Raw genomic sequence first — 23,003 nt, forward strand, 5'->3', positions numbered from 1 at the left:
CTCCACCTCCGCCCCCACATCCGCCCCCGGCGGCACCGGCATCGGCACCGTCACGTAATCCTTCGGCAGGTTCACCGGCCGGTAGCCCGGCTCCACCGCCATGCGCTTCAGCACACTCTCATGCACATGCGCGCCTTCGGGGATCAGGCGCGGCTCGCCATCGGGGATGTAGAAGCCGAAATAGACTTTCCGCGCCGGCCATTCCCTGTACTTCGCGCGCTTCGGCAAGAACTCCAGCAGGCGCCAGGCCGCCGTCATGGAATCGTGCAGCATGCCGCTCTTGCCGGTAAAAGCGGGCTCGACGTAGGTGAACGGCGAGTTCTTGCGCTGGACGCCCCAGGCGAGCTGGTTCACCGTGCGCGGGTTGAACTTCAGCCCGGCCTTCTCGGCCTCGTCGATCATCCAGAGCAGCGGATATTTGGACTGCCCGCTCTCGGCCTCCGGATAGCCGCCGCCGACGTCGCAATGCACGCCGGCGAACCACACCTGCATGATGTCTTGCGGCACCTTCTTCTCGTCAGGCACGTAGCGGTTGCTCCAGAACTCCTGCGGCTCCGCGTAGGGCTTCAGGCGGAACATGCGCCGCCGCTCGTCGATCGCGATCGCCTGCCGGAAGATCCTGATGCTGGGATCGCGCAGTGTGAAGGCGAGCTCCTCCAGGCTCGGCCAGTAGAAGCGATCGGCGCGCGGCACGATCACGCTCGCCACCGTGTCCCAGACGCCGACGAAATGGATGGTCGGCCAGCGCGTCGAGGTGATGCGTGCGAACTGCGCGGCGAGGTCGAATTCGTCCTTCGGCAGCGGCCCGCTCTCGTCGAACACGATGTTCTTGATATCCTCGACGTCGTTGCCGCGCCCGCTGCCGGAATATTGCTTGTAGGCGATGAGGCCCGAGCCTGAGAGGTTCGCCTGCTCCGGCGAGATCAGACCAATTTTGTGGATCAGCCCCGCCAGCACGCGCACCGTGTAAGCCCCGCGCGAGAAGCCGAACAAATAGATCTTGTCGCCGGGCGCGTAATGCTGAACCAGGAAGCAATAGGATGACAGCACGTTGTCATCGAGCCCGTATCCGGTCGCGAGCCCCCACACCAGCTTGATGTTGGCCTTCCAGCGCCCCCACGTCGACGGCTCCGTCATGGTGCCGACCCCGGGATCGTAAAACACCATCTGCCGCGGCGACGTCTTGTCCGTCTTGCGCAGGCAGCGATAGAGCTTCAGGACGTTGGAGATGTTCTCCGAGATTTCGTTGCCGGTGCCGTCACAGCAGATGACGAGGTTCTTGCCGGCGCCCTTGTGGTCGGCGGGGTGGGCGGATTCCATGGGATGCGCCTCCGGGTGATGCTACCGGGGCGAGTATAGCGGAAAATGGATGGCAGCGAGGAGGCGACGTCGCCGGCACCCGGTCCCATGGCCGAAGGCTGTGTTGACATTAACCTCTTGTTAACCATGCGGTTGCCTAATGTCGACGATGGGGGATCACCATGTCGGCCCATGTGACGCGACGGAAGTTGATGCCTGTTTCGGCCGATCCGGCCATCTGGTCGATGGCGAGGCTGGCGGTTCGCGCCAAGGCCGTCCTACAGGGCAGAACGCCTGTCCTATGGAGCAAAGCCATGTTCGCAAGGGACGACTTAGTGGACAATCTCAGCCGCGATCTCGATCGCGCGCGCGGCAGACGCGATGCGCTCGCATCCGAAGCCACGACCCTGGCGGCGCAGATCGCCGAAATTGAAGCCCGCCTTTCGGAGGAGAAGAAAAGGCGGGAGCGTGAGCGCGTCCTGAGCGAGATCGAACTGATCAAGACGCGAATCAAGCAAGCCGCCGGAGCGTTTGCACCTGTCGTGGACGGTCTCTCCAGGGCGGTCGAATCGGCTGCGGCCGTTGTGCCCGAGGCGCGCGAGCTCAATAGTTTCCTGGTGTCGGTGGCGACCGAGGTCGACAGCGTGCTCGATCCCCTGTTGCGTGAACTGGATCAGCGCGCGGATGCAGTGCGATCCGGCCATGCGGCGCTGGACTTGCCGAGTTCGGCCGTTGAAGCCCCGCCCATCGAGCTGCCGAAGGACACCAACGAACGCCTGCTTCGCTTTCCGGCCTGGCTGTCCCGCGACAAGGAAACGGACAAGGAAGCAGCGGAGAAGCCGCACAGCACGGCGGCCTGAAGCCTCGGCGGCTGCGCACGCTCTACGCCGTCATTCCGGGGCGCGCCTCTTGGCGCGAGCCCGGAATCCATACTCACGATGGTGGTTATGGATCCCGGGCTCGCGACTTCGTCGCGCCCCGGGATGACAAGTTGTCGTTGGGCTCGCTGGTTGCCGAGCAGGTAACTTCCCCGCTCGCCGCCGCTCAGCTCGCCGCGCGGCGCAAGAAGGCCGGAATATCGAGAGCGCTCTCGTCGGGCGCATTGCGCGCAGGCGCACGCCCGTAAGGATCCAGCGGCTGAAGCGCCGCCTGCTGCGCATGGTCCAGGCTCGGCCGTGCCGGCGGTCCGACGGGGTGGTGCGGCTGCGGCCGCAGCGGCGGGCTTGCCGCTTGCGGAAGGGGGGCACTGCGCTCGATGCGATCGGCGATGCGACGGCCGTCATTGCGCAGCCTGCCGGCGAGCTGGGTGAGGGCGGTTTCCACCGGGTGCGCCTGCGCCGGATCGAGATTATCGATTCCGGTCGCCACCACCGAGACGCGGACGATGCCTTCTAAGCTTTCGTCAAAGGACGCCCCGACGATGATGTTGGCGTCCGGGTCGGCCTCGTCGCGAATGCGGGTCGCCGCTTCGTCGACCTCGTACAGCATGAGATCCTTGCCGCCGGTGATGGAAATGATGAGGCCACTGGCGCGCTTGATCGAGGGATTCTCGATCAGCGGATTGGAGATCGCGGCCACGGCGGCTGCGAGCACGCGCTTCTCGCCGGAAGCCTCGCCCCGTCCCATCATGGCCTTGCCCTTTTCCTTCATGACGGAGAGGACGTCGGCAAAATCGAGATTGATCAGGCCTTCCTTGACGATGAGGTCGCTGATGCAGGCCACGCCCGAGTAAAGCACCTGGTCGGCAAGGGCGAAGGCGTCGGCGAACGTGGTCTTCTCGCTGGCCACCCGGAACAGGTTCTGGTTCGGGATGATCAGGAGGGTGTCGACTGTCTTCAGCAGCTCCTCGATGCCGGCTTCGGCAAAGCGCATGCGGCGCTGGCCCTCGAAATAGAACGGCTTGGTGACGACGCCGATGGTGAGAATGCCGAGCTCGCGCGCGATTCTGGCGACGACGGGTGCAGCCCCGGTGCCGGTGCCGCCGCCCATGCCTGAAGTCACGAACACCATGTGCGCGCCGGTCAATTGCTCGCGGATCGTGTCGATCGCCTCTTCGGCTGCGGCGCGTCCCAGTTCCGGCTGCGAGCCGGCGCCGAGCCCTGCGGTCACCTTCGTGCCGAGCTGGATCAGGCGCTTCGCCTTCGACATCGCCAGCGCCTGCGCGTCGGTGTTGGCGACCACGAACTCGACCCCTTGCAGCCCGGCCGTGATCATGTTGTTGACGGCATTGCCGCCGGCGCCGCCGACGCCGAACACGACGATGCGGGCCTTCATTTCATGGATATCGGTGTTGCCAGTCATTCTTCCCTCGCGATTGCTCCGGCAAGCCGGGGATTAAAGAAAGTCTCGCGTGCTACCTGCAAGCATGATCCGGAAAAGTGCGAAGCGGTTTTCCGAAAAGATCATGCTCGAACAAAAACCTGGAGCGCGATGACGATTCATCCCAATCTCATCGCGCTCTAGCCGCGCGGTCTGCTTGCACGATGAAGGCGGCCAGATGCCCCAACCGGCGCGCCGCGTGTCCTGCGATCGAGCCGCCAGGGCGGCGATCGCTCCGCAGCGCCGCCACTTCGTCTTCCAGTCGTGCCGCCCATGCATTGGCGGCCGTCGTCTCGGCGGCCGCCTGCGTCAGCTCGACGGCGAGGCGATCGGCACGTTCGCGCTCGCGCTCGAACACGGCCCTGTAGGCGGCTGCGACGTCTTCGAGCCGCGCGATCTCCGCCTTGAAGGCCCCAATCTTGATTGCCTCGATCTTTGCCATGGAGGCATCGACGGGGTCCGCCCCGCGGCCCTTTCGCGGGCGGGGCGTGTACCGGAGCTCGGCGAGATCGACGCTCACCACCGCCTTGCCGTCGTCCGACCGCGAACGCGGCAACCGGCGACGCCGCGCCAGTGCCCGCGCGGCCTCGCGCGAGACATTGAGGCGGGCACCGAGATCGGCATACGTCAACAACTCAACGCACATCGGCGCTTCTCCTGGAGCGAACCGGGAAGGCATTTCGAGCTAATGATGGCTGGACGATTGCAGCAGGCTAGGGTGCGTTGGTTAATGGACGGTTAACGGGCGCGGGGGGTGTTTACGGGTGGCGCTGCGGTGCCGGCCTTGAGTTCGCAGGGTACCAGCTGCCACGGCTGCGTCTTGTGGGTCTTGCGCGGGCAGCGATGGAGCTTCAGGGCGTCGGAGAGTTCTCCGAAATCTCGTTGCCGGTGCCGTCACAGCAGATGACGAGGTTTACCCCGATCTCCCTATGCACTCTTCCGTCTAGTCCGACGAGCGTCATTTCCAGTCGAGGTGTGAACTCGTCTTCTAGTCTCTTGCGCTTGCGTGCATCGGACGCGCGCGTGGTCTCCTGTTCCCGGCGCTCCAAGTAGAAGCGTGAGAATTCAGAAATGCCTTCATCCGACAACGTGGCTCTTTGAAGTCTATCGACGTCGATGCCAAGAGATTGAGGTTTGTCGAACGCTTTCGCAATGGGATTGATGGCGGTTTCCTTCCATTGCTGGGCGAGAATTTTTGGACAAACGATCAGGACTTTAGACAGTCGAGATCGAACCACAAGTTCGCTAATGATCAAGCCGGCGCTGATCGTTTTTCCGAGGCCAACGTCGTCCGCGAGCAGAGTTACCGGAAGTCGTCGACAGAAAGTAATGAGGTTGGTTACTTGGTGATGATAGGGAGTGAGGCGATCGCTCCATCTTGGTGTTGATTTAAAGTCCTCAGCTCGATCAATAACGATAGGGTCGGTCAGATCCCACTCGAGACCTGCCCGGTAAATTCGATACTCGTCGGGTTCTTTGCTCCGGCTAAGAATCTTCGACTTAAATTCAGTGGCGACGTCCATCCTCCTGCCCCAACCAAAGACGTGCTCAACCACAAGATGCTCGGTGCTACTCTTGCGGGCAAGTGGCACTTTCGTCGGTGCGCTACTAACCTACCGTCGCTCCACAAACAAAAACGGCCGGATCTCCCGATCCGGCCGCTACTCAAACTCTTTACTCGGCTAAGCCTACGCCACGCGACGCAACTTAGCCCCCGCCCAATTTCGAAAAAATCTCAGCTCGCCTGCTTGGCCGGCTGGGTGTCGCCGACCTTCTTCTGGATGGCGCGCTTCAGCTCGACCGCGCGCGGGGAGAGCGCATCAGTGTTGGCCTTGAGCAGGTAGGCGTCCAGGCCGCCATTGTGGTCGACGCTCTTGATCGCGTTGGTGGAGACGCGCAGGCGCACGTTGCGGCCCAGGGCTTCCGAGATAAACGTCACGTTGACGAGGTTCGGCAGGAAGCGGCGCTTGGTCTTGATGTTGGAGTGGCTGACCTTGTGGCCGACGAGGGGGCCCTTGGCCGTCAGTTCGCAGCGGCGAGACATGGCATAAATCCTTTAGTTCGAACCCCCAACGAGTGCGGCCGCCATTTCGGCGCCACGGGGGCAAATTCTTTCGTCCTTGCAGGGAGCGGGCGGACGTATAGGGGGGAAGGGGCCTTGCGTCAAGGCGACGGGCCGTTTTTGGCCCGTCGTCCCGGGGCGGGCAGAGCCCGAACCCGGGATCTCGTGCCCCGCCTCGGTGTCATCGCCCGCGAAGGCGGGCGATCCAGTACTCCGCGGCGGCGCGGCTGACCAGAGGCGCTGCGGCGTACTGGATGCCCCGCCTTCGCGGGGCATGACAGCTGAGGGTGGGGAGAGGTGGGAACGTCCCCCGTTACCGTCCGATCACCAAAACGGCAATGATTGTCGCGCCTTACCATCACATAAAGGGCGTATTCGCCGTCGAAGAGTCCGGTGGAGTTCCCGGGGCTGCACGCCCCGACACATTGTTTGCCGCCGGTTTTGGCTTAAGTAACAGCACATCGCGCTCTGATTGGATTGTTTCGTGCCGACAACGCTTCATTTCGCGCAAGTCCTGCGCTCAGCCTGTCTGTGTCGGGGCGTCCGCTTGGACGTCCCCTTGGCCGGCCGGCTGATGGCGCTTTGTGGCCTGGCGGTGGTGCTGGGCCTGGCGTCCGGCGCGGCGCCGGCGGCGGCGCAAGGCAAGCTCGAGGCGCAATATGAGGCGACGCTGGCGGGCATTCCCGTCGGCAAGGGCGCCTGGAACATCGATATCCAGGACGACGTGTTCTCGGCGGCGGCCGCCGGCGGCACCACCGGGCTTTTGAAGTCGTTCACGGGCGGGTCCGGCACCGGCGCGAGCCAGGGGCGCGTCGTTGGCGGCGCGCTGGTTGCGACCGGCTACCAGGCCTCCACCACCACCCAGAAGAAGACCGAAGAGATCCGCATCACCCTCGACAAGGGCAATGTGAAGGATTTCGGCATTTTGCCGGAGCCGCCGGTCGATCCGGACCGCATCGTCGTCACCGAGGCCCACCGCCGCGGCGTCTGGGACCCCATGACGGCCTCGCTGCTGCGCGTGCCCGGCACCGGTGATCCCGTTTCGCAGGACGCCTGCCACAGCTCCGCGCCGGTGTTCGACGGCCGCATGCGCTACGAGCTCAAGCTCGATTTCAAGCGCATGGAGACCGTGAAGGCGGAGAAGGGGTACAAGGGCCCGGTCGTGGTCTGCGCGATCTATTTCGTGCCGATCGCCGGCTACATCCCCGACCGCCCGGTGATCAAATACCTCGCCGCCCAGCGCAACATGGAGATCGCGTTCGCCCCCATCGCCGGCACGCGCATCCTGGTCCCGTTCTGGCTGAAAGTGCCGACCCCGCTCGGCCCCGCCATGCTGGAAGCCACCAGCTTCATCACCGCCCCCCAGCCGCCACGCGTCGCGAAGACGCAGTAGGCAAGGAGGCCGCGCCGGCTCTCTCGGCCGTCATTCCGGGGCGCGCCATCTTGGCGCGAACCCGGAATCCATCGGGCTACAGAGACGGTTTCACGATGGATTCCGGGTTCGCGACTGCGTCGCACCCCGGAATGACGAGCGAAATGGGAGCCCAAAAGCGCGCCCTAATGATTTCAACGACTTACCTACTGTGCATGGGGTTGTTTTCGCACACTTCGTTTGACCAAACCCCGCCGCAGGGAATCCATTTGACTCCTCCCCGATTCTGATTCGACTCGGCGCCGTCCCCAGCTTTAACCACCCCGGTCGCTTGTGCGCCCCCGCAAAACTCCATCTAGTGCGCAACCAAGACGAGTCCCGCGACATGTTGCGTGAACGGAACGGGACTCACAGGGGAGTCAGCGATTCGGCCGCGATTCGTTCTAGAGTCGTTCCGAAGCTTAAAGCGAACGGGAAAAGCGTCGCAAAGTGAGACAGTTGCGCGGGATTTGGGGCGGGCGTTTTCACGCCCGCGGTGTGCCCCTCACCCTGAGGAGGCCGCGCAAGCGGCCGTCTCGAAGGGCGAGGGGCTTGGCTTGCCCAGCAGCACCAGCCGGGCCTTCATCCTTCGAGACGCGCTGACGCGCTCCTCAGGATGAGGAACGAAGAGCCAGCCCCCTCTCCGCCCCGGATAGCACTGACATTCGCCCAAATCGCCATTACCTAATCCCCTAGACATGGCTTTTTCCTCCTCCCCCTTCGCTTCCGAGCGCGCACCCGGCGCGGGCGTCACTGCGGTGCTCGGTCCGACCAACACCGGCAAGACCCATCTCGCCATCGAGCGGATGCTGGCGCATCCCTCGGGCATGATCGGCCTGCCGCTGCGCCTCTTGGCGCGCGAGGTCTACAACAAGATCGCCGACCGAGCCGGCGAGGCCAGCGTCGCGCTCGTCACCGGCGAGGAGAAGATCAAGCCGAAGAATCCGCGCTATTGGGTCTCGACCGTCGAGGCGATGCCGCGCGATATCGACGTCTCCTTCCTCGCCGTCGACGAGGTCCAGATCGCCGCCGATCTCGAGCGCGGCCACGTCTTCACCGACCGCATCCTCAACCGCCGCGGCCGCGACGAGACGCTGCTCTTGGGCGCCGCCACCATGCGCCCGATCATCGAGCGCCTGTTGCCGGGCGTGTCCATGATCACGCGGCCCAGATTGTCGCAGCTCGAATTCGCCGGCGATCGCAAGATCACGCGCCAGCCGCGCCGCACCGCCATCGTCGCGTTCTCGGCCGATGAAGTCTATGCGATTGCCGAGCTGATCCGCCGCCAGCATGGCGGCGCCGCCGTGGTGCTGGGCTCGCTGTCGCCGCGCACACGAAACGCGCAAGTGGCGATGTTCCAGAACGGCGACGTCGATTATCTCGTCGCCACCGATGCCGTCGGCATGGGCCTCAATCTCGACGTCGATCACGTCGCCTTCGCCTCCGACCGCAAGTTCGACGGCTACCAGTTCCGCCGCCTGACGCCGGCCGAATTCGCGCAGATCGCAGGCCGCGCCGGCCGCGCCACCCGCAACGGCACCTTCGGCACCACGGGCCGCTGCGCGCCGTTCGAGCCCGAGCTCGTCAACGCGCTGCAGAACCACACCTTCGATGCCGTGAAGGTGCTGCAATGGCGCAATTCCAAGCTCGATTTCTCCTCGCTCGGCGCGCTCCAGGTCTCGCTGAACCTCGCCCCCGGCCACGAGACGCTGACGCGCGCGCCGATCGCCGAGGACATGCGCGTGCTCGATCACGCCGCCCGCGACGGCGAGGTGCGCGATATCGCGCATGGCAAGGCTGCCGTGGAGCGGCTCTGGGAAGCCTGCCAGGTCCCGGACTATAGAAAGCTGTCGCCGGCCGCCCATGCCGAGCTGGTGACGACGCTGTACGGCTTCCTGATGCGCAAGGGCTGCATTCCCGATGCCTGGTTCGAGTCCCAGGTCACCCAGGCCGACCGCATCGACGGCGACATCGACACGCTGTCGGCCCGAATCGCCCAGATCCGCACCTGGACCTTCGTCGCCAACCGCCCGGACTGGCTGAAAGACCCGGAACGCTGGCAGGGGATCGCGCGGGAGGTCGAAAATAAATTGTCGGATGCGCTCCATGAACGCTTGACTGAGCGTTTCGTTGATCGCCGGACCAGTGTATTGATGCGCCGCCTGCGGGAGAACACGAGCTTGAATACTGAAATCGGCAAGACCGGCGAAGTCATCGTCGAAGGCCATGTCATCGGCCGCCTCGATGGCTTCACCTTTGCACCGGATGCGGCGGAAGCCGGCTCCGATGCGAAAGCCTTGCAGGCTGCAGCGCAAGCGGTGCTCGCCGGCGAGATCAACGCGCGCGCCGAAAAGCTGGGCAATGCGCCGGACGAGCAGTTCGTGCTGACGTCCGAAGGCATCATCCGCTGGACCGGCGATGCCGTGGCGCGCCTTGCCGCCGCAGACGAGGCGCTGCATCCGCGCATCCGCATCATCTCGGACGAGCGCCTGACCGGCGCGCCCCGCGACAAGGTGCAGGCGCGGCTCGAGCTCTGGCTCAAGACGCACATCGAAAAGCTGCTCGGGCCGATGTTCGAGCTGTCGAAGGCCGAGGACGTCACCGGCATTGCCCGCGGCATCGCCTATCAGCTGGTCGAGGCGCTCGGCGTGCTCGAGCGTCCGAAGATCGCCAGCGAGCTGAAAGATCTCGACCAGTCCTCGCGCGCCGTCTTGCGCAAATACGGCGTCCGCTTCGGCGCCTATCACATCTATTTCCCCGGCCTGCTCAAGCCCGCCGCGCGTGCGCTGGCCGCGCTGCTCTGGGCGCTGAAGCAGGACAATGTCGATCTCTCCGCGCTCTCGGGCGCGCAGCATCTGGCCTCCTCGGGGCGTACCTCGTTCCCGGTCGACAAGGCGCTGCCGCGCGATGCCTATCGCGTGCTCGGCTACAAGCAGGCCGGCGAGCGCGCCGTGCGCGTCGACATCCTGGAGCGCCTTGCCGACTTGATCCGCCCGGCGCTGGCCTGGCGCGAGAATTCGCCGGGCGAAAAGCCCGCCGGCGCGTTCGATGGCCGCAGCTTCGTGGTGACGCAGGCGATGACCTCGCTCACCGGATCTGCCGGCGAGGATTTCGCCTCCGTGCTGCGCGCGCTCGGCTATCGCATGGAGAAGCGCCCGCCGCTGCCGCCGAAGCCTGTCGTGACCGAGCCCGTCGCGACCGAGCAGGTCGTGACCGAGACCGTCGCGGCCGAGACGCCGCCCGTTGAAGGCAGCGTAGAGACCTCGACCGAGACTGCAGCCGAGGCCGTTGCCGGCCTGCCGGCTGAGGCCACGGCCGCTGATGCTACGGCCGAATCCGTCACGGTCGAAGACGCCCCCGGCATGGAGCCGCACGACGAGCCCGCTCCTGAGAAGGCTCACAAGGAGCCGGCGCTGGAAGCCTCTCCGGAAGCGCCCGTCACCCCCGAGGACGCCCCCGGAATCGCGCCGCCCGCAGAAGAGGCTGCGACGCCCGCCGAGGCTGCCGGCCTCGAAGCGGCCGCCGCCGAGACCGCCGCGACGGAAGCTGCTGCATCCCCCGATGCTGCCGCGCCTGAGGCAACAGTCGCACCGGCCGAGCCCGACCTGGTCGAGGTCTGGCGCCCTGCCGGTCGTCACGAAGATCGCAAGCCGCGCCACGAGCGCCATCGCCATCAGCGTCACAACAACCAGCGTCCGCGGCCCGGCGCTGCACCCGATGCAGCGAGCGCCGCGCCCGGCGAAGCCGCCGACGGCGCGAAGCCGGGCCATCGTCATGGCGGCGGCCATCGCCGCGATGGCGGCCGCGACTTCCGCAAGCCGCGTGAAGGCGGCGAGGGCGGTGAGCGCCGCGACGACCGCAATCGCAGCTTCCAGGGCAAGGGAGACCGCGACAAGGATCGCGATCGCAACCGCGACAACAAGAAGTTCGGTGGAGATCGCGACAAGGGCCGCGACAATCGTGGCCGCGACCGCGACAAGGGCCGTGACCGCCGCGATCGCGAGTCGGGTCCGTCACTGCGCCCCTACGCCTCGAGCGCGAACCCGCGCGAGCGCGATCGTCCGATCGATCCGAACTCGCCCTTCGCCAAGCTCGCCGCGCTGAAAGAGCAGCTGGGGCGGAAGGAGTAATCCCACGACGACGACCGAGCGGCAGCGCATCGACAAATGGCTGTGGCACGCGCGCGTGGTGAAGGCGCGCACCTCCGCGGCCGAGCTCGTCGTCACCGGCCATGTCCGTGTCAACGGCGTGCGCGAGACATCGCCGGGCCATGCGATCAAGCTTGGCGACGTCCTCACCATCGCGCTCGATCGCACCGTGCGCGTGCTGAAGGTCACCGCCTTCAACGAGCGCCGTGGCGATGCCGCTTCGGCTCGCGTGCTCTACGAGGAGCTCGGGACGCGCAATTAATTGCGCTTTGCATTCATTTCTTGATCGATCAAACACACAAAGCCGTCATGATCGGGCCTTCCCGACCTTGCGGCGCCCGGCCATCCGCGCTAGGCAAGCCGCGACTTCTAAAAGAGCTTTTCGGAGCGTTGGATGACTTACGTCGTCACTGAAAACTGCATCAAGTGCAAGTACACCGACTGCGTCGAGGTCTGCCCGGTCGATTGCTTCTACGAGGGCGACAACATGCTCGTCATCCATCCCGACGAGTGCATCGATTGCGGCGTGTGCGAGCCGGAATGCCCCGCCGACGCCATCAAGCCGGACACGGAACCGGGCCTCGAAAAGTGGCTCCAGGTCAACGCCGACTACGCCAAGAGCTGGCCGAACATCACCCAGAAGAAAGAATCACCTGCCGACGCCAAGGAATTCGACGGTATGGAAGGCAAGTTCGAGAAATATTTTTCTCCGAACCCCGGCTCTGGGGACTAATTCGCGCCCAAACTTAACCCTAATAGCGGCGCTGCCGCCGAAAACCAGCCCTCAAGACCCCTAAATCATTGATTTTTGCGGGAAATGTGCTATATTGGGCACATTAAGCCGAACCCCGTCAGCCCCGTTGGCCCCTCTGGGTTCCCGTGAAACCAAATGTCGAACAGGGGCGTGGCAGTTTCCGCGCGCAGGCTGTGTCACAGAAAACGCGTAAAAAGAGTACTTCAGCGAGGGCTTCCCATAAGGAGGCCAAAAAAGTCGCCGCGGCCAGCCGTAGCGCATCCAAGGGTCGGACCGCGACGAAGGCGCCGGCTGCAAAGTCCTCGAAGAACAAAAGAAGCGCAATGCCTAACAAGACTGCCAAACCGGCCGCGAAAGCGACCGCTGCCAAGCCTGCTGCCGCCAAGCCTTTGAATGTCAAGCCTGTGACTGCCAAGGCCCCCGCTGCCAAGCCCGCCGCGACGAAGGCTCCTGTTGCCGTTGCGCCCGCCAAGGCTCCCGTCGCCGCCAAGCCGGCCGCCAAGCCCGCGGCTGCGCCGAAGGTCGAGGAAAAGAAGGTCGTGACCCAGCGTCAGGGCTTCAAGGCCAACGAATTCGTGGTCTATCCCGCTCACGGCGTCGGCCAGATCCTGGCCATCGAGGAGCAGGAGATCGCCGGTGCGAAGCTCGAGCTGTTCGTCATCAACTTCATCAAGGACAAGATGACGCTGCGCGTGCCGACCGCCAAGGTCGCCAATGTCGGCATGCGCAAGCTGTCCGATCCGGCGCTGGTCAAGAAGGCGCTGGAAACGCTCAAGGGCCGCGCCCGCGTCAAGCGCACCATGTGGTCGCGCCGCGCCCAGGAATACGAAGCGAAGATCAATTCGGGCGATATCGTCGCGATCGCGGAAGTCGTGCGCGACCTCTATCGCTCGGAATCGCAGCCCGAGCAGTCCTACTCGGAACGCCAGCTCTATGAAGCGGCGCTCGACCGCCTGTCCCGCGAGATCGCGGTGGTGCAGCACTCGACCGAGACCGAAGCGGTCAAGGAGATCGAGGCGCAGCTCGCCAAGAGCCCGCGCCGCAATGCCAAGGCGGAAGCTGCCGAGGGCGAAGCTGACACGGATGCCGAGGGCGATACCGACGATACCGATGGCGACGACAGCACCGTCGCCGACGAGGCCGCGTAAGCCGGCACCGAACGCAAGCAATCAAAAGCCCGGCCGTTTGGCCGGGCTTTTTGTTTGGCTTCCTGAGGCCGCGGGAGTTCGGTTCTACGCGCCGCGCGGCTGGGTCCAGATCGCGATCGGCTGCTGAATGCCGCGGACCGCCCGCGCCTCTCGCGCTTCCAATGTCTGAAACGTTGTGGCTGCACCGCCCAGCTCGGCCTTCGCCTGGCTGACGAGGTCGTCACTTGCCACCAGCGCGCAGCCCAAGGTGCGGGTCAAGGCCTCGAGACGGCTTGCCACGTTGACGGTCGCGCCGATCACGGCAAATTCCAGACAGGTCTGCCCGAGGTCGCCGAGCACCACCGGCCCATAATGCAAGCCAAAGCTCACATGCAGCTTTGGCTCGCCTGACGCTGCCCGCTGATCGTTCCAACTCTCCGCCGCCGCGATCATCGCCTGGGCACATCGCAGCGCGTTGCTGGCGTCGTGCTCGCCGGCAAAGGGCGTGCCGAACGTTGCCATCAATCCGTCCCCGAGATATTTGTCGAGCGTGCCGCTATGGCGGAAAACCTCCTGCTCCATCAATCCGTGGAATTCCCGCAACGTCCGCACAACCTCCTGCGGCGATCGTCCATCGGCAAAGGCCGTGAAGCCGACGATGTCGACGAACAGCACCGCGACGTGTTGCGTGCGCACCTGCTTCAACGGCTCGTCCTGTTTCGACAATTCCGCCACGACATTGGGGGAGAAGTAGCGCGCCAGGTTGCCGCGCTCGCGCTCCACCGCGGCATGCCGGACCAGGAGGTCGTTGCTGCGGCGGACCGCGAGCGCCAAGGTCATGGCCACGATCATGAAGACGACGATCTCCTGGATGCGAACGTGGAACACGATCTCGCTCGGCGAGATCATCGCAAACAAGCGCTCATCGTTGCCTGTCGCGGCCGCGATGCGGGCCGTCAGCGCAGGATCGCGATCGGGTTGCCACCAGACCCAGGCGATGCCGATCAACCAGAGCGCAGCCGTCCAAACGCCGACCGCAATCACGGTCCGCCAAGTATAGGCCAGTGTGGCGCCCGCGAGCAGGACGAAGAAATAGATGAAGTTGCCGAAATGGTACTGCATCGCGACCGGCCAGTGCGAGGCTCCGAACGGATTGGGAACCACGATGAGGCACGTGAGCAGCGCCAAGTCGCAAAACAGGAGTGCCAATTCCGGCCGCGACACGCCAACCCGCCCAACCCTGACCTGGGCCCAGCCGATCAGCGCGAACAAGCCGAGCAGCGCCACGTAGTAGAGCTGCTCCCAGGCCGGGTTGATCACCATGATCAGGCAGCCAATGACGACGAGGGCGACATAGCGCGCCCGCACTGCGAGTTGCAGGCCCTCCCGCTTGGCGGACGTCAGCGCGGCCTGTGCGAACTGAACTGTTTCGGCATCGCGTTCGCTCGGCGCGGGCGAATGCGCAGCCGGCAGGTTGAAGCGCTCGACGAGCATTGTCACGGCAGTCTCCTCGCTTGGGCCTTCAGCCGCTGGTTCGCTGCGCCCTTGCCGAGACGCTGATTTCGTTCCGGCGGCCTTCTCCGTCAGCCGCCGCCGCAACCGACGTCCACCAGTCCCCCAAAGCATCGATCAAGGGCACGAGCGCGTGACCGGCGGAGGTCAGATCGTACTCCACGCGCAGCGGATATCCGCCGAATTCGGTGCGGCTGACGATGCCGGCGTCCTCCAGCTTGCGAAGCTCGAGCGCGAGCATCCTGTGTGAGATGGTCGGATTATCGCGGCGCAAGTCGCTGAAGCGCTTGGTGCCCTGCTTCAAATAATAGATCAGCAGAGTCGGCCAGCGACCGCTCAGAATCTGCATCACTTCCTCGATGGGACATCTCGACACGAGATCCTTCATCGGCGCCTCCAGGTTACAAAAAAGTTCGTAATTTACTTGATGCGGCGAGCGGCTAGGGTCGCATCACCGCTGCGCAGCGTGATCATCAGAAATCACGGAGAATGGATCATGGACCCAATTCTACTCTACGGCTTCCCGAAGGGAAGCTCCATGGGGCTCGTTGCGGCTCTCGAATGGCTGGGCAAGCCATATCGGCTGTGTCGGGTCGATATGTTGGGCGAGATGCGAAACCCGTCATACGCCCGTATCAATCCGCGACACGAGACGCCGGTCTTCATCACCGAGCAGGGCGAGGTGCTGACGGAAACGATGGCGATCGCGGCCTGGCTAGAGGCCAGGGATGTCGAACGGCGCATCAGCTTCGATCCGCTGTCGCGGCAAGCCGATCGCATGCATCAGCTCATGGCGTTCGTGAATACCGGTTTCACCGCCGCGTTCGCGCCGCTGTGGGCCGCATTGGAAGCCGAAGCCATGGAGCCTGCCGCGAAGTCGGTCCTGCGCGCCTTCGGCACAGCAAGGGTCATCGAGCGTCATGACAAGCTCGAAGAAATGATCGAAACGCAGCAATTTCTGCTCGGGGACCGGCCGACCCTCGCCGACGCCGTGCTTGTCGGTGTCGCACGCTGGCTCGACTTCCACGCGGTCGCGGAGAGGAGCCGCTGGCCGAAGCTGGCGGCGCTGCGCGCGCGCCTCGAAGCCGATCCCGCGGTCCTCTACGCCACCGCTCTGGAGGACGGCGGGTCTGATCCGGGAACGGGATCGTGCACAGGCCACGTCGCGCTAGCCGAATTGATCGCGCAGTTCGGCAAATAGCGGCCGGTGCGCACGCCTCGTCCTTCGAGACGGCGTTGACGCGCCTCCTCAGGATGAGGCTCATCAGCATCAGTGCTCGTTGAAAACTGCTGCCGCGCACTCCTCCCTCATCCTGAGGAGCCCGCTTAAAGCGGGCGTCTCGAAGGATGGGCCGCAGGGAATGCTCTCAAATGGCGATAGCGCTCCTACTTCACCGGGCGCTTCTCGAGCTTCCTCGCCAGCGTCCGCCGGTGCATGCCCAGCCGGCGGGCCGCTTCCGAGATGTTGAAGTCGGTCTCGATCAAGGTCTGGTGGATGCGTTCCCATTCCAACGTCTTGATCGAGGTCGGCCGCGAATCGAGCGCGACCTCGGCGTTGCCTTCGGCCTTGTGGAAGGCGGCCTCGATGTCGTCGGTGTTCGACGGCTTTGCCAGATAGTGACAGGCCCCCAACTTGATCGCCTCGACCGCGGTGGAGATGCTGGCAAAGCCGGTCAGCACCACGATCAGCATGTCCGGGTCATGCGTGTGCAGGAGCTCGACGCAGGCAAGGCCCGAGGCGCCGCCGAGCTTGAGGTCGACCACGGCATAACCGAAAGAGCGTTCCTCCAGCACCTGGCGCACCTCCTCGATCGAGGCGGCGAGTACCACCTCGTAGCCGCGGCGCTCGAACGAGCGCTTCAGCGTGCGGGCAAAACCCGCATCGTCCTCGACGACGATCAGCGAACGGTCAGGCGTCAAAATTCCCTCCGATCGCCAATGTTGCGAGCGGCAGCGTGAGGCGCACCGTGGCGCCGCGCTTCCTGTGGTTCTTGGCGCTCACGGTGCCCCCCAATTTGCGCACGACGTTCACCACCAGGAACAGGCCGAGCCCGCCGCCGGCGCGACCCTTGCTCGACTGGTAGGGCTTGCCCAGCTGCGCCAGCATCTCCGGCGCAAAGCCCGGGCCGCGGTCGGAGATCGACAGCACGAGATTGTCGCCCTCGCGCTCGGCGACGAGCTCGACCCACTCGCGCGAGACCTCATAGGCGTTGTCGAGCACGTTGAAGATCACCTGCTTCAGCGCGACGTCGGAGACGATTGCGACGTCCTCGCCGAAGGTGTTGACGAAGTAGAGCGTGCGGGCGGAGCGCGCATTGCGCCATTCGTCGACCAGCGCGGTGACGAAGGCCGTCACCGTCGTCGGTGAGGAGCCTTCACCGCGCGCTTCGCCCGCCGACACCAGGATGCCTGTCACGATCGACTTGCAGCGCTGCAACGAGGTTTCCATCTCCGCGAGGTCCTCGGCAAGCTCCTGATCGGCGGCAAGATCGGGCATGCGGCGCCAGTCGCTGAGGATTACCGAGAGCGAGGCGAGCGGCGTGCCGAGCTCATGCGCCGCACCGGAGGCGAGCAGGCCCATGCGCACGATATGGTCCTGTTCGGCGGCATGCTGGCGCAGCGCCGCCAGATGCGCGTCGCGCTCGCGCAAATTCCTGTTGATGCGGGTGACGAACACGACGAGCAGCACGGCGTTGAGCACGAAGCCCAGGAGCATGCCTGTTACGGTGAGCGTATAGGTCTCGCTCAACGGATTGGGCGGCAGATCGAGCGGCCGGTAGGCCAATGTCAGCCAGACGAAGCTGGCGCAGGTCAGCGCCACCAGCGACCAGGTCGATCGGGCATCGAGCAGCACCGCACCGAGCGTCACCTGGAGCAGGAACAGCGAGGTGAAGGGATTGGTGGCGCCGCCGGAGAGATAGAGCTGCGCGGTCAGCGCGGCGACGTCCAGTATCAAGGCGACCAACAGCTCGTTGTTGGTGATCGCAGCGCGATGGCGCACCCAGACCAGGCTGGAGACGTTGAGCAGCACCAGCGCGCCGATCACCGCGCCCATCCGCTCCAGCGGCAGGGGGATGCCGAGGCCGAAATGCACGGCACCGATGGTCACGATCTGGCCGACCACCGCGGTCCAGCGCAGCTGGATCAGCAGCGCCATGTTCTTGCGGTTGGTCTCGTCCTCGGTCGGCATGGTGCCGATCAGCTCGCTGCGCGCGTCGGCCTGCGATTGCAGCGTGACGGCTTGCCCGTCACGCCCAAGCGTCTGGGAAAGCGTTTTCCCGTCGTCAGGTCGGCTCGACGATCGTTCCAGCATCTGATCCCGTCCTGCGGGCGTCGGCATCCGAGCCGCCGGCCTTGTCGTGGACGAAGCGCTTGCGACGGAACAGCCCGCCGCCGAATATGACGAAAAGTCTGCCGGCCAGCATGAAAACCAGGGCAAACCACGTCAGCGCGTAGATCAGGTGGTTATTGGGAAAGCGGATCACGGTCAATCCGCCGATTGGGCCGCCGGCGATTTGTGATCCGGCGTCGGCGTCCACGAAGAAGGGCGCGACCTCGCGAAGACCGCGCGCCGCCGCAATGGCGGCGACGTCCCGCGAGTACCAGCGGTTGTGCTGGGGCACGTTGGTCCGCAAGAAGCCGCCCTTCGGCTCGGTGATGCGCAGGAGGCCGGTGATCTCGACTCGACCTTGCGGATTGCCGTCCCGGCGCGTCGATGCGTCGCGGCGCTCGGACGGCACGAAGCCGCGATTGATCAGGACCAGCATGCCGTCGTCGCGCGCAAGCGGCGTCAGCACCCAATAGCCGGGGCCTTCCTCGGTGACGGCCTGAACCAGCGTCTCGCTCTCATGCAGGAAGCGCCCGCTGAGGCTGACGTGCCTGTATTCGTCATTTGCGGCGCTAACGGTGGACCACGCCGCGGGCGAGGGGATCGGCTGAGCCGGCGCGTGGACGCGCTGCTCGATCCGGTCGATCAGCGCCAGCTTCCAGGCGCGGCGCTCGATCTGCCAGACGCCAAGCGCGATCAGAAGCACGAAAGCAATGAGCGAGAGGACCGTGAGCCACAAGGACGGCGACCGCGCAGCCTTGCTGCGCGCATCTCCGTCCTCACCCGTCACGGTCCCGGTTTCGCTCACTTCATGCCGCTCATCTGGTGCATCGGCATCATGTTGCTGTTGAGGTGGCTCATCACCCACAGCGAACCCGACAGTGCGATCACCACCATCACGATGGTGAAGATCAGCGCCATCATGGTCCAGCCGTTCTCGGAGGTCGTGTTCATGTGCAGGAAGTAGACCATGTGCACGACGATCTGCACGATTGCGAAGGCCATGATCACCAGCGCGGTGATCTGCTTGCTCGGCAGCGCGCCGCTCATCACCAGCCAGAACGGGATCGCGGTGAGCACGACCGAGAGCACGAAGCCGAGCATGTAGCCCGAGAACGTGCTGTGGGCGTGGCCGCCCTCGTGGTGATGGTCGTGCGCGCCGGCTGCGTGGGTATCGGTGCTCATCGCAGAACTCCCAGGAGATAGACGAAGGTGAAGACGCCGATCCAGACCACGTCGAGGAAGTGCCAGAACATCGACAGGCACATCAGGCGGCGGCGGTTGGCCTCGATCAGGCCGAACTTTCCGACCTGCACCATCAGCGTCACCAGCCAGATCAGGCCGCAGGTGACGTGAAGGCCGTGGGTGCCGACCAGGGTGAAGAAGGCGGAGAGGAAGGCGCTGCGCTGCGGCGTGGCGCCCTCGTGGATCATGTGGGCGAACTCGAAGAGCTCGATGCCGATGAAGGCGAGGCCGAACAGGCCGGTGATCGCGAGCCAGACCTGCGTCTGCGCGACCTTGTTCTGCTGCATCGTCAGCATGGCGAAGCCGTACGTGATCGAGGACAGCAGCAGCATGGACGTGTTCACCGCGACCAGGTTCAGGTCGAACAGGTCCTTCGGCGCGGGGCCGGCGGCGTAATTGCCGCCGAGCACGCCGTAGGTGGCGAACAGGATCGCAAAGATGAGACAGTCGCTCATCAGATAGATCCAGAAGCCGAGCGAGGTGCTCCAGCCTTCCGGATGCGGATGCTCGTCGGCGAGGTAGAAGACCGGTTCGCCGGTCTGCGAGGGATGAACAGCGGCAGTCATTTACTTGGCTCCGGCGAGCAGCTTGGTGCGCGCGTCCTCGGTCCGGATGACGTCGTCAGCCGGAATGTCGAAGTCGCGGTGATAGTTGAAGGTGTGGCCGATCCCGACGGCGAGCATCGCGATGAAGCTCAGGGCGGCGAGCCACCACATGTACCAGACGAGAGCAAAGCCCATCGCGGTGGCGAAGCCGGCGAGGATGATGCCGGTGCCGGTGCTGCTGGGCATGTGGATCGGCTTGAACCCGGTGAGCGGACGCTGATAGCCGCGCCGCTTCATGTCCCACCACGCGTCATTGTCGTGAACGACCGGGGTGAAGGCGAAGTTGTAGTCCGGCGGCGGCGAGGAGGTCGCCCATTCCAGCGTGCGCGCGTCCCAGGGATCGCCGGTGACGTCCTTGAGCTGCTCGCGCTTGAGCAGGCTGACCGCGAACTGCATCAGCATCGCGAGGATGCCGATGAAGACGAACACGGCACCGATTGCGGCGATGACGAACCAGATCTGCAACGACGGATCGTCGAACACGCGCAGGCGGCGGGTCACGCCCATCAGGCCGAGCACGTAGAGCGGCATGAAGGCCAGGTAGAAGCCCGTGACCCAGAACCAGAACGACATCTTGCCCCAGAACGGATCGAGCTTGAAGCCGAACGCCTTCGGGAACCAGTAGTTGATGCCGGCGAACGCGCCGAACACCACGCCGCCGATGATCACGTTGTGGAAGTGCGCGATCAGGAACAGGCTGTTGTGCAGCACGAAGTCGGCCGGCGGCACCGCGAGCAGAACGCCGGTCATACCGCCGATCACGAAGGTCAGCATGAAGGCGATGGTCCACATCATCGGCAGCTCGTAGCGGATGCGGCCGCGATACATCGTGAACAGCCAGTTGAACATCTTCGCGCCCGTCGGGATCGAGATGATCATCGTGGTGATGCCGAAGAACGAGTTGACGCTGGCACCCGAGCCCATCGTGAAGAAGTGGTGCAGCCAGACCAGGTAGGACAGGATGGTGATGACCACAGTGGCGTAGACCATCGAGGTGTAGCCGAACAGCCGCTTGCCCGAGAAGGTCGAGGTGACCTCGGAGAAGATGCCGAAGGCCGGGAGAACCAGGATGTAGACTTCGGGGTGGCCCCAGATCCAGATCAGGTTCACGTACATCATCGGGCTGCCGCCGAAATCGTTGGTGAAGAAGTTGGTGCCGACGTAGCGGTCGAGCGACAGCAGCGCGAGCACCACGGTCAGGACCGGGAAGGAGGCGACGATCAGCACGTTGGTGCAGAGCGAGGTCCAGGTGAACACCGGCATCTTCATCATGGTCATGCCGGGGCAGCGCAGCTTGACGATGGTGCAGATCAGGTTGATGCCGGATAGCGTCGTGCCGACGCCGGCGACCTGCAGCGCCCAGATGTAATAGTCGACGCCGACATCGGGACTGTAGCCGATGTTCGACAGCGGCGGGTAAGCCAGCCAGCCGGTGCGGGCGAATTCGCCGATGAACAGCGAGGCCATCACCAGCACCGCGCCGCCGACCGTCATCCAGAAGCTGAAATTGTTCAGGAACGGGAACGAGACGTCGCGCGCGCCGATCTGCAGCGGCACGACATAGTTCATCAGGCCGGTGACCAGCGGCATCGCCACGAAGAAGATCATGATCACGCCGTGGGCGGTGAAGATCTGGTCGTAGTGATGGGCGTTGAGATAGCCTTCGGAGCCGTTGAACGCGAGCATCTGCTGGCCGCGCATCATCAGCGCGTCGGCAAAGCCGCGCAGCAGCATCACGATGCCGAGGATCATGTACATGATGCCGATGCGCTTGTGGTCCACCGTGGTGAACCATTCGCGCCAGAGATAGCCCCAGAGGCGGAAATAGGTGAGGCCGCCGAGCAGCGCGGCGCCGCCGAGCGCGACCACTACGAAGGTGCCGACGACGATCGGCTCGTGCAGCGGCAGCGATTCGAGGCCGAGCCGGCCGAAGATGAGCTTGAGAAGATCAGGAGACATGCGCGTTCTCTTTAGGAATCTGACTTCAGGAATCGGACTTGGGACGCTGTCCGAGGAAGAAGGACGAGGACTTCAGCGGCGTGAACGACGGCCGCTTCAGGCCGGCACCCAGGAGCGGCGCGAAATCGGTCGGAGCCTTGATCGAGGCGGTGGTCTGCCCCTGCGGCGCATCCGGCGTGCAGGTGCCGGCGACGAAGGTCGGCTCTGGTCCGAGCACCGTGCCGCGGCGGGCATACTTGTCGTAGGCGAGCGGCAGGGTGTTGTTCAGGCCCTGATGGCCGTTGCCGCCCTTGGCGTCGATCGCCATCATCTCGCTCTGGCACATCTTGCCGGTCTCGACGCACATGTTGAGGATCAGGCGGTAGAGATCGGCATCGACGGCGCCCCAGCGCCGCACCGGCTCGTTCTGGCTGGGCTTCTCCAGCTGAAGATATTCGGCCCGGCCGAGCGAGCCGCCGGCCGACTTGGCGCTGGCGACCCAGGCGTCAAAGCCGTTGTCGTCGAGTCCCTTGAAGTTGAAGTGCATGCCCGAGAAGCCGGCGCCGCTATAGTTCGCCGAAAAACCCTTGTAGGTGCCGGCGTGGTTGACGACGGCGTGGAGCTTGGTCTCCATGCCCGGCATCGCATAGATCTGGCCGGCGAGCGCGGGGATGTAGAACGAGTTCATCACCGAGGACGCGGTGATGCGGAAGGTGATCGGGCGATCGACCGGAGCTGCGAGCTCATTGACGGTGGCGATGCCGTAGTCCGGGTAGATGAAGAGCCACTTCCAGTCGAGCGCGACGACGTCGACCTCGAGCGGGGCCTTGGACTTGTCCACGGCGCGCTCGGCATGAATGCGGCCGAGGGTGCGATAAGGGTCGAGCAGATGCGTGCCCATCCAGGTTAGCGCGCCGAGGCAGATGATGATGAGAAGTGGCGCCGACCAGATCACCAGCTCGAGCTTGGTCGAGTGATCCCAGTCCGGCTCATAGCGGGCCTCGGTGTTGGACTGGCGGTAGCGCCAGGCGAACAGCACCGTCAGCGCCATCACGGGCACGACGATCAGCAGCATCAGGACGGTGGAGATGATGACGAGGTCACGCTGTTGCGCGGCGATATCGCCGGCTGGCGCCAGCACGACGTAGTCGCAGCCGCTGAGCGCGGCAGCCAGAGGTAGTAGCGCCAGGATCTTGAGACGGGACACGGGCCGAGCCTTATGAGATTGAGTTTCCTTTGCGGGGCCAAGGGGTAG

The 23,003-nt window shown here is 64.7% G+C and carries 21 protein-coding genes; 7 read left to right on the forward strand and 14 right to left on the reverse strand.

What is annotated here, in order from left to right; all coding sequences use genetic code 11:
- Positions 1 to 1,320, reverse strand: a 1,320-nt coding sequence (locus I6F20_RS25665) for a T6SS phospholipase effector Tle1-like catalytic domain-containing protein (protein ID WP_225128400.1), incomplete at its 3' end; no start/stop codon positions are given.
- 161 nt (positions 1,321 to 1,481) lie between these two features.
- Between I6F20_RS25665 and I6F20_RS25670 the strand changes: the two genes are divergently transcribed.
- Positions 1,482 to 2,159, forward strand: coding sequence for a hypothetical protein (locus I6F20_RS25670; protein ID WP_225128402.1), 678 nt, complete (start codon positions 1,482 to 1,484; stop codon positions 2,157 to 2,159).
- A gap of 184 nt (positions 2,160 to 2,343) precedes the next feature.
- On the opposite strand, the gene ftsZ is transcribed toward I6F20_RS25670, so the two are convergent.
- The 4 genes from ftsZ to rpmB all read right to left on the reverse strand — a co-directional run bounded on the left by ftsZ (position 2,344) and on the right by rpmB (position 5,662).
- Complete coding sequence (gene ftsZ, locus I6F20_RS25675; RefSeq protein WP_225128404.1) at positions 2,344 to 3,600, reverse strand: cell division protein FtsZ; 1,257 nt, start codon at positions 3,598 to 3,600, stop codon at positions 2,344 to 2,346.
- 148 nt (positions 3,601 to 3,748) lie between these two features.
- A complete protein-coding gene (locus I6F20_RS25680; RefSeq protein ID WP_225128406.1) occupies positions 3,749 to 4,264 on the reverse strand; it encodes a hypothetical protein in 516 nt (171 codons plus the stop codon).
- A gap of 205 nt (positions 4,265 to 4,469) precedes the next feature.
- Positions 4,470 to 5,141: an SNF2-related protein gene (locus I6F20_RS25685; RefSeq protein ID WP_225128407.1), complete on the reverse strand. Its 672-nt coding sequence runs from the start codon at positions 5,139 to 5,141 to the stop codon at positions 4,470 to 4,472.
- A gap of 212 nt (positions 5,142 to 5,353) precedes the next feature.
- On the reverse strand, positions 5,354 to 5,662 hold the full coding sequence (rpmB, locus tag I6F20_RS25690; protein WP_036001998.1) for a 50S ribosomal protein L28: 309 nt from the start codon (positions 5,660 to 5,662) through the stop codon (positions 5,354 to 5,356).
- A gap of 592 nt (positions 5,663 to 6,254) precedes the next feature.
- On the opposite strand from rpmB, the gene I6F20_RS25695 reads away from it, so the two are divergent.
- From I6F20_RS25695 to I6F20_RS25715, 5 genes are all read left to right on the forward strand, one after another.
- Positions 6,255 to 7,073, forward strand: a complete 819-nt coding sequence (locus I6F20_RS25695; RefSeq protein WP_225128586.1) for a DUF3108 domain-containing protein — start codon at positions 6,255 to 6,257, stop codon at positions 7,071 to 7,073.
- 716 nt (positions 7,074 to 7,789) lie between these two features.
- Positions 7,790 to 11,221 carry a helicase-related protein gene (locus tag I6F20_RS25700; RefSeq protein ID WP_225128409.1) on the forward strand — a complete coding sequence of 1,144 codons (3,432 nt, stop codon included), beginning with the start codon at positions 7,790 to 7,792 and terminating at the stop codon, positions 11,219 to 11,221.
- A gap of 28 nt (positions 11,222 to 11,249) precedes the next feature.
- Positions 11,250 to 11,501, forward strand: a complete 252-nt coding sequence (locus tag I6F20_RS25705) for an RNA-binding S4 domain-containing protein (RefSeq protein WP_074447665.1) — start codon at positions 11,250 to 11,252, stop codon at positions 11,499 to 11,501.
- A gap of 132 nt (positions 11,502 to 11,633) precedes the next feature.
- On the forward strand, positions 11,634 to 11,972 hold the full coding sequence (gene fdxA, locus I6F20_RS25710; protein WP_018643465.1) for a ferredoxin FdxA: 339 nt from the start codon (positions 11,634 to 11,636) through the stop codon (positions 11,970 to 11,972).
- Between the two features lie 344 nt (positions 11,973 to 12,316).
- Positions 12,317 to 13,141 (forward strand): CarD family transcriptional regulator, encoded by an 825-nt coding sequence (locus I6F20_RS25715; RefSeq protein WP_074447640.1) that lies wholly within the window; start codon positions 12,317 to 12,319, stop codon positions 13,139 to 13,141.
- Between the two features lie 84 nt (positions 13,142 to 13,225).
- Here I6F20_RS25715 and I6F20_RS25720 read toward each other — a convergent pair whose 3' ends face one another.
- Positions 13,226 to 14,614 (reverse strand): adenylate/guanylate cyclase domain-containing protein, encoded by a 1,389-nt coding sequence (locus I6F20_RS25720; protein WP_225128588.1) that lies wholly within the window; start codon positions 14,612 to 14,614, stop codon positions 13,226 to 13,228.
- 28 nt (positions 14,615 to 14,642) lie between these two features.
- Positions 14,643 to 15,020, reverse strand: coding sequence for a winged helix-turn-helix transcriptional regulator (locus I6F20_RS25725; RefSeq protein ID WP_057028499.1), 378 nt, complete (start codon positions 15,018 to 15,020; stop codon positions 14,643 to 14,645).
- A 108-nt stretch (positions 15,021 to 15,128) separates the two neighbouring features.
- On the opposite strand from I6F20_RS25725, the gene I6F20_RS25730 reads away from it, so the two are divergent.
- On the forward strand, positions 15,129 to 15,833 hold the full coding sequence (locus I6F20_RS25730) for a glutathione S-transferase family protein (protein ID WP_225128411.1): 705 nt from the start codon (positions 15,129 to 15,131) through the stop codon (positions 15,831 to 15,833).
- A 185-nt stretch (positions 15,834 to 16,018) separates the two neighbouring features.
- On the opposite strand, the gene I6F20_RS25735 is transcribed toward I6F20_RS25730, so the two are convergent.
- Genes I6F20_RS25735 through cyoA form a run of 7 tightly spaced genes read right to left on the reverse strand, consistent with a single transcriptional unit; the run spans position 16,019 to position 22,955 of the window.
- Complete coding sequence (locus I6F20_RS25735; RefSeq protein WP_225128413.1) at positions 16,019 to 16,552, reverse strand: response regulator transcription factor; 534 nt, start codon at positions 16,550 to 16,552, stop codon at positions 16,019 to 16,021.
- Complete coding sequence (locus I6F20_RS25740) at positions 16,542 to 17,945, reverse strand: ATP-binding protein (protein WP_225128415.1); 1,404 nt, start codon at positions 17,943 to 17,945, stop codon at positions 16,542 to 16,544. The genes I6F20_RS25735 and I6F20_RS25740 overlap by 11 nt, the downstream gene beginning before the upstream one ends.
- The gene (locus I6F20_RS25745) at positions 17,917 to 18,768 is read right to left on the reverse strand and encodes an SURF1 family protein (protein ID WP_225128417.1); all 852 of its coding nucleotides are present in this window, start codon (positions 18,766 to 18,768) and stop codon (positions 17,917 to 17,919) included. Before I6F20_RS25745 ends, I6F20_RS25740 begins: the two co-directional genes overlap by 29 nt.
- Positions 18,765 to 19,145 carry a cytochrome o ubiquinol oxidase subunit IV gene (gene cyoD, locus I6F20_RS25750; RefSeq protein ID WP_036001948.1) on the reverse strand — a complete coding sequence of 127 codons (381 nt, stop codon included), beginning with the start codon at positions 19,143 to 19,145 and terminating at the stop codon, positions 18,765 to 18,767. Before cyoD ends, I6F20_RS25745 begins: the two co-directional genes overlap by 4 nt.
- Complete coding sequence (cyoC, locus tag I6F20_RS25755; protein WP_225128420.1) at positions 19,142 to 19,771, reverse strand: cytochrome o ubiquinol oxidase subunit III; 630 nt, start codon at positions 19,769 to 19,771, stop codon at positions 19,142 to 19,144. Before cyoC ends, cyoD begins: the two co-directional genes overlap by 4 nt.
- A complete protein-coding gene (cyoB, locus tag I6F20_RS25760) occupies positions 19,772 to 21,769 on the reverse strand; it encodes a cytochrome o ubiquinol oxidase subunit I (protein WP_109142142.1) in 1,998 nt (665 codons plus the stop codon).
- A 25-nt stretch (positions 21,770 to 21,794) separates the two neighbouring features.
- The gene (gene cyoA / locus I6F20_RS25765; protein WP_225128421.1) at positions 21,795 to 22,955 is read right to left on the reverse strand and encodes a ubiquinol oxidase subunit II; all 1,161 of its coding nucleotides are present in this window, start codon (positions 22,953 to 22,955) and stop codon (positions 21,795 to 21,797) included.
- Positions 22,956 to 23,003 lie beyond the last annotated feature (48 nt).

The organism is Bradyrhizobium sp. IC3123 (assembly GCF_020193625.1).
Taxonomy (GTDB): Bacteria; Pseudomonadota; Alphaproteobacteria; order Rhizobiales; family Xanthobacteraceae; genus Bradyrhizobium; species Bradyrhizobium yuanmingense.

What these genes read in the sequence shown, in the direction of transcription:
- fdxA (WP_018643465.1), top strand. Translation starts at nt 11,634, where the DNA reads ATGACTTACGTCGTCACTGAAAACTGCATCAAGTGCAAGTACACCGAC.
- I6F20_RS25715 (WP_074447640.1), top strand. Translation starts at nt 12,317, where the DNA reads ATGCCTAACAAGACTGCCAAACCGGCCGCGAAAGCGACCGCTGCCAAG.
- rpmB (WP_036001998.1), bottom strand. Translation starts at nt 5,662, where the DNA reads ATGTCTCGCCGCTGCGAACTGACGGCCAAGGGCCCCCTCGTCGGCCAC.
- I6F20_RS25700 (WP_225128409.1), top strand. Translation starts at nt 7,790, where the DNA reads ATGGCTTTTTCCTCCTCCCCCTTCGCTTCCGAGCGCGCACCCGGCGCG.
- cyoB (WP_109142142.1), bottom strand. Translation starts at nt 21,769, where the DNA reads ATGTCTCCTGATCTTCTCAAGCTCATCTTCGGCCGGCTCGGCCTCGAA.
- I6F20_RS25730 (WP_225128411.1), top strand. Translation starts at nt 15,129, where the DNA reads ATGGACCCAATTCTACTCTACGGCTTCCCGAAGGGAAGCTCCATGGGG.
- cyoD (WP_036001948.1), bottom strand. Translation starts at nt 19,145, where the DNA reads ATGAGCACCGATACCCACGCAGCCGGCGCGCACGACCATCACCACGAG.
- I6F20_RS25720 (WP_225128588.1), bottom strand. Translation starts at nt 14,614, where the DNA reads ATGCTCGTCGAGCGCTTCAACCTGCCGGCTGCGCATTCGCCCGCGCCG.
- I6F20_RS25740 (WP_225128415.1), bottom strand. Translation starts at nt 17,945, where the DNA reads ATGCTGGAACGATCGTCGAGCCGACCTGACGACGGGAAAACGCTTTCC.
- I6F20_RS25670 (WP_225128402.1), top strand. Translation starts at nt 1,482, where the DNA reads ATGTCGGCCCATGTGACGCGACGGAAGTTGATGCCTGTTTCGGCCGAT.
- cyoC (WP_225128420.1), bottom strand. Translation starts at nt 19,771, where the DNA reads ATGACTGCCGCTGTTCATCCCTCGCAGACCGGCGAACCGGTCTTCTAC.
- I6F20_RS25725 (WP_057028499.1), bottom strand. Translation starts at nt 15,020, where the DNA reads ATGAAGGATCTCGTGTCGAGATGTCCCATCGAGGAAGTGATGCAGATT.
- ftsZ (WP_225128404.1), bottom strand. Translation starts at nt 3,600, where the DNA reads ATGACTGGCAACACCGATATCCATGAAATGAAGGCCCGCATCGTCGTG.
- I6F20_RS25680 (WP_225128406.1), bottom strand. Translation starts at nt 4,264, where the DNA reads ATGTGCGTTGAGTTGTTGACGTATGCCGATCTCGGTGCCCGCCTCAAT.
- I6F20_RS25685 (WP_225128407.1), bottom strand. Translation starts at nt 5,141, where the DNA reads ATGGACGTCGCCACTGAATTTAAGTCGAAGATTCTTAGCCGGAGCAAA.
- I6F20_RS25695 (WP_225128586.1), top strand. Translation starts at nt 6,255, where the DNA reads ATGGCGCTTTGTGGCCTGGCGGTGGTGCTGGGCCTGGCGTCCGGCGCG.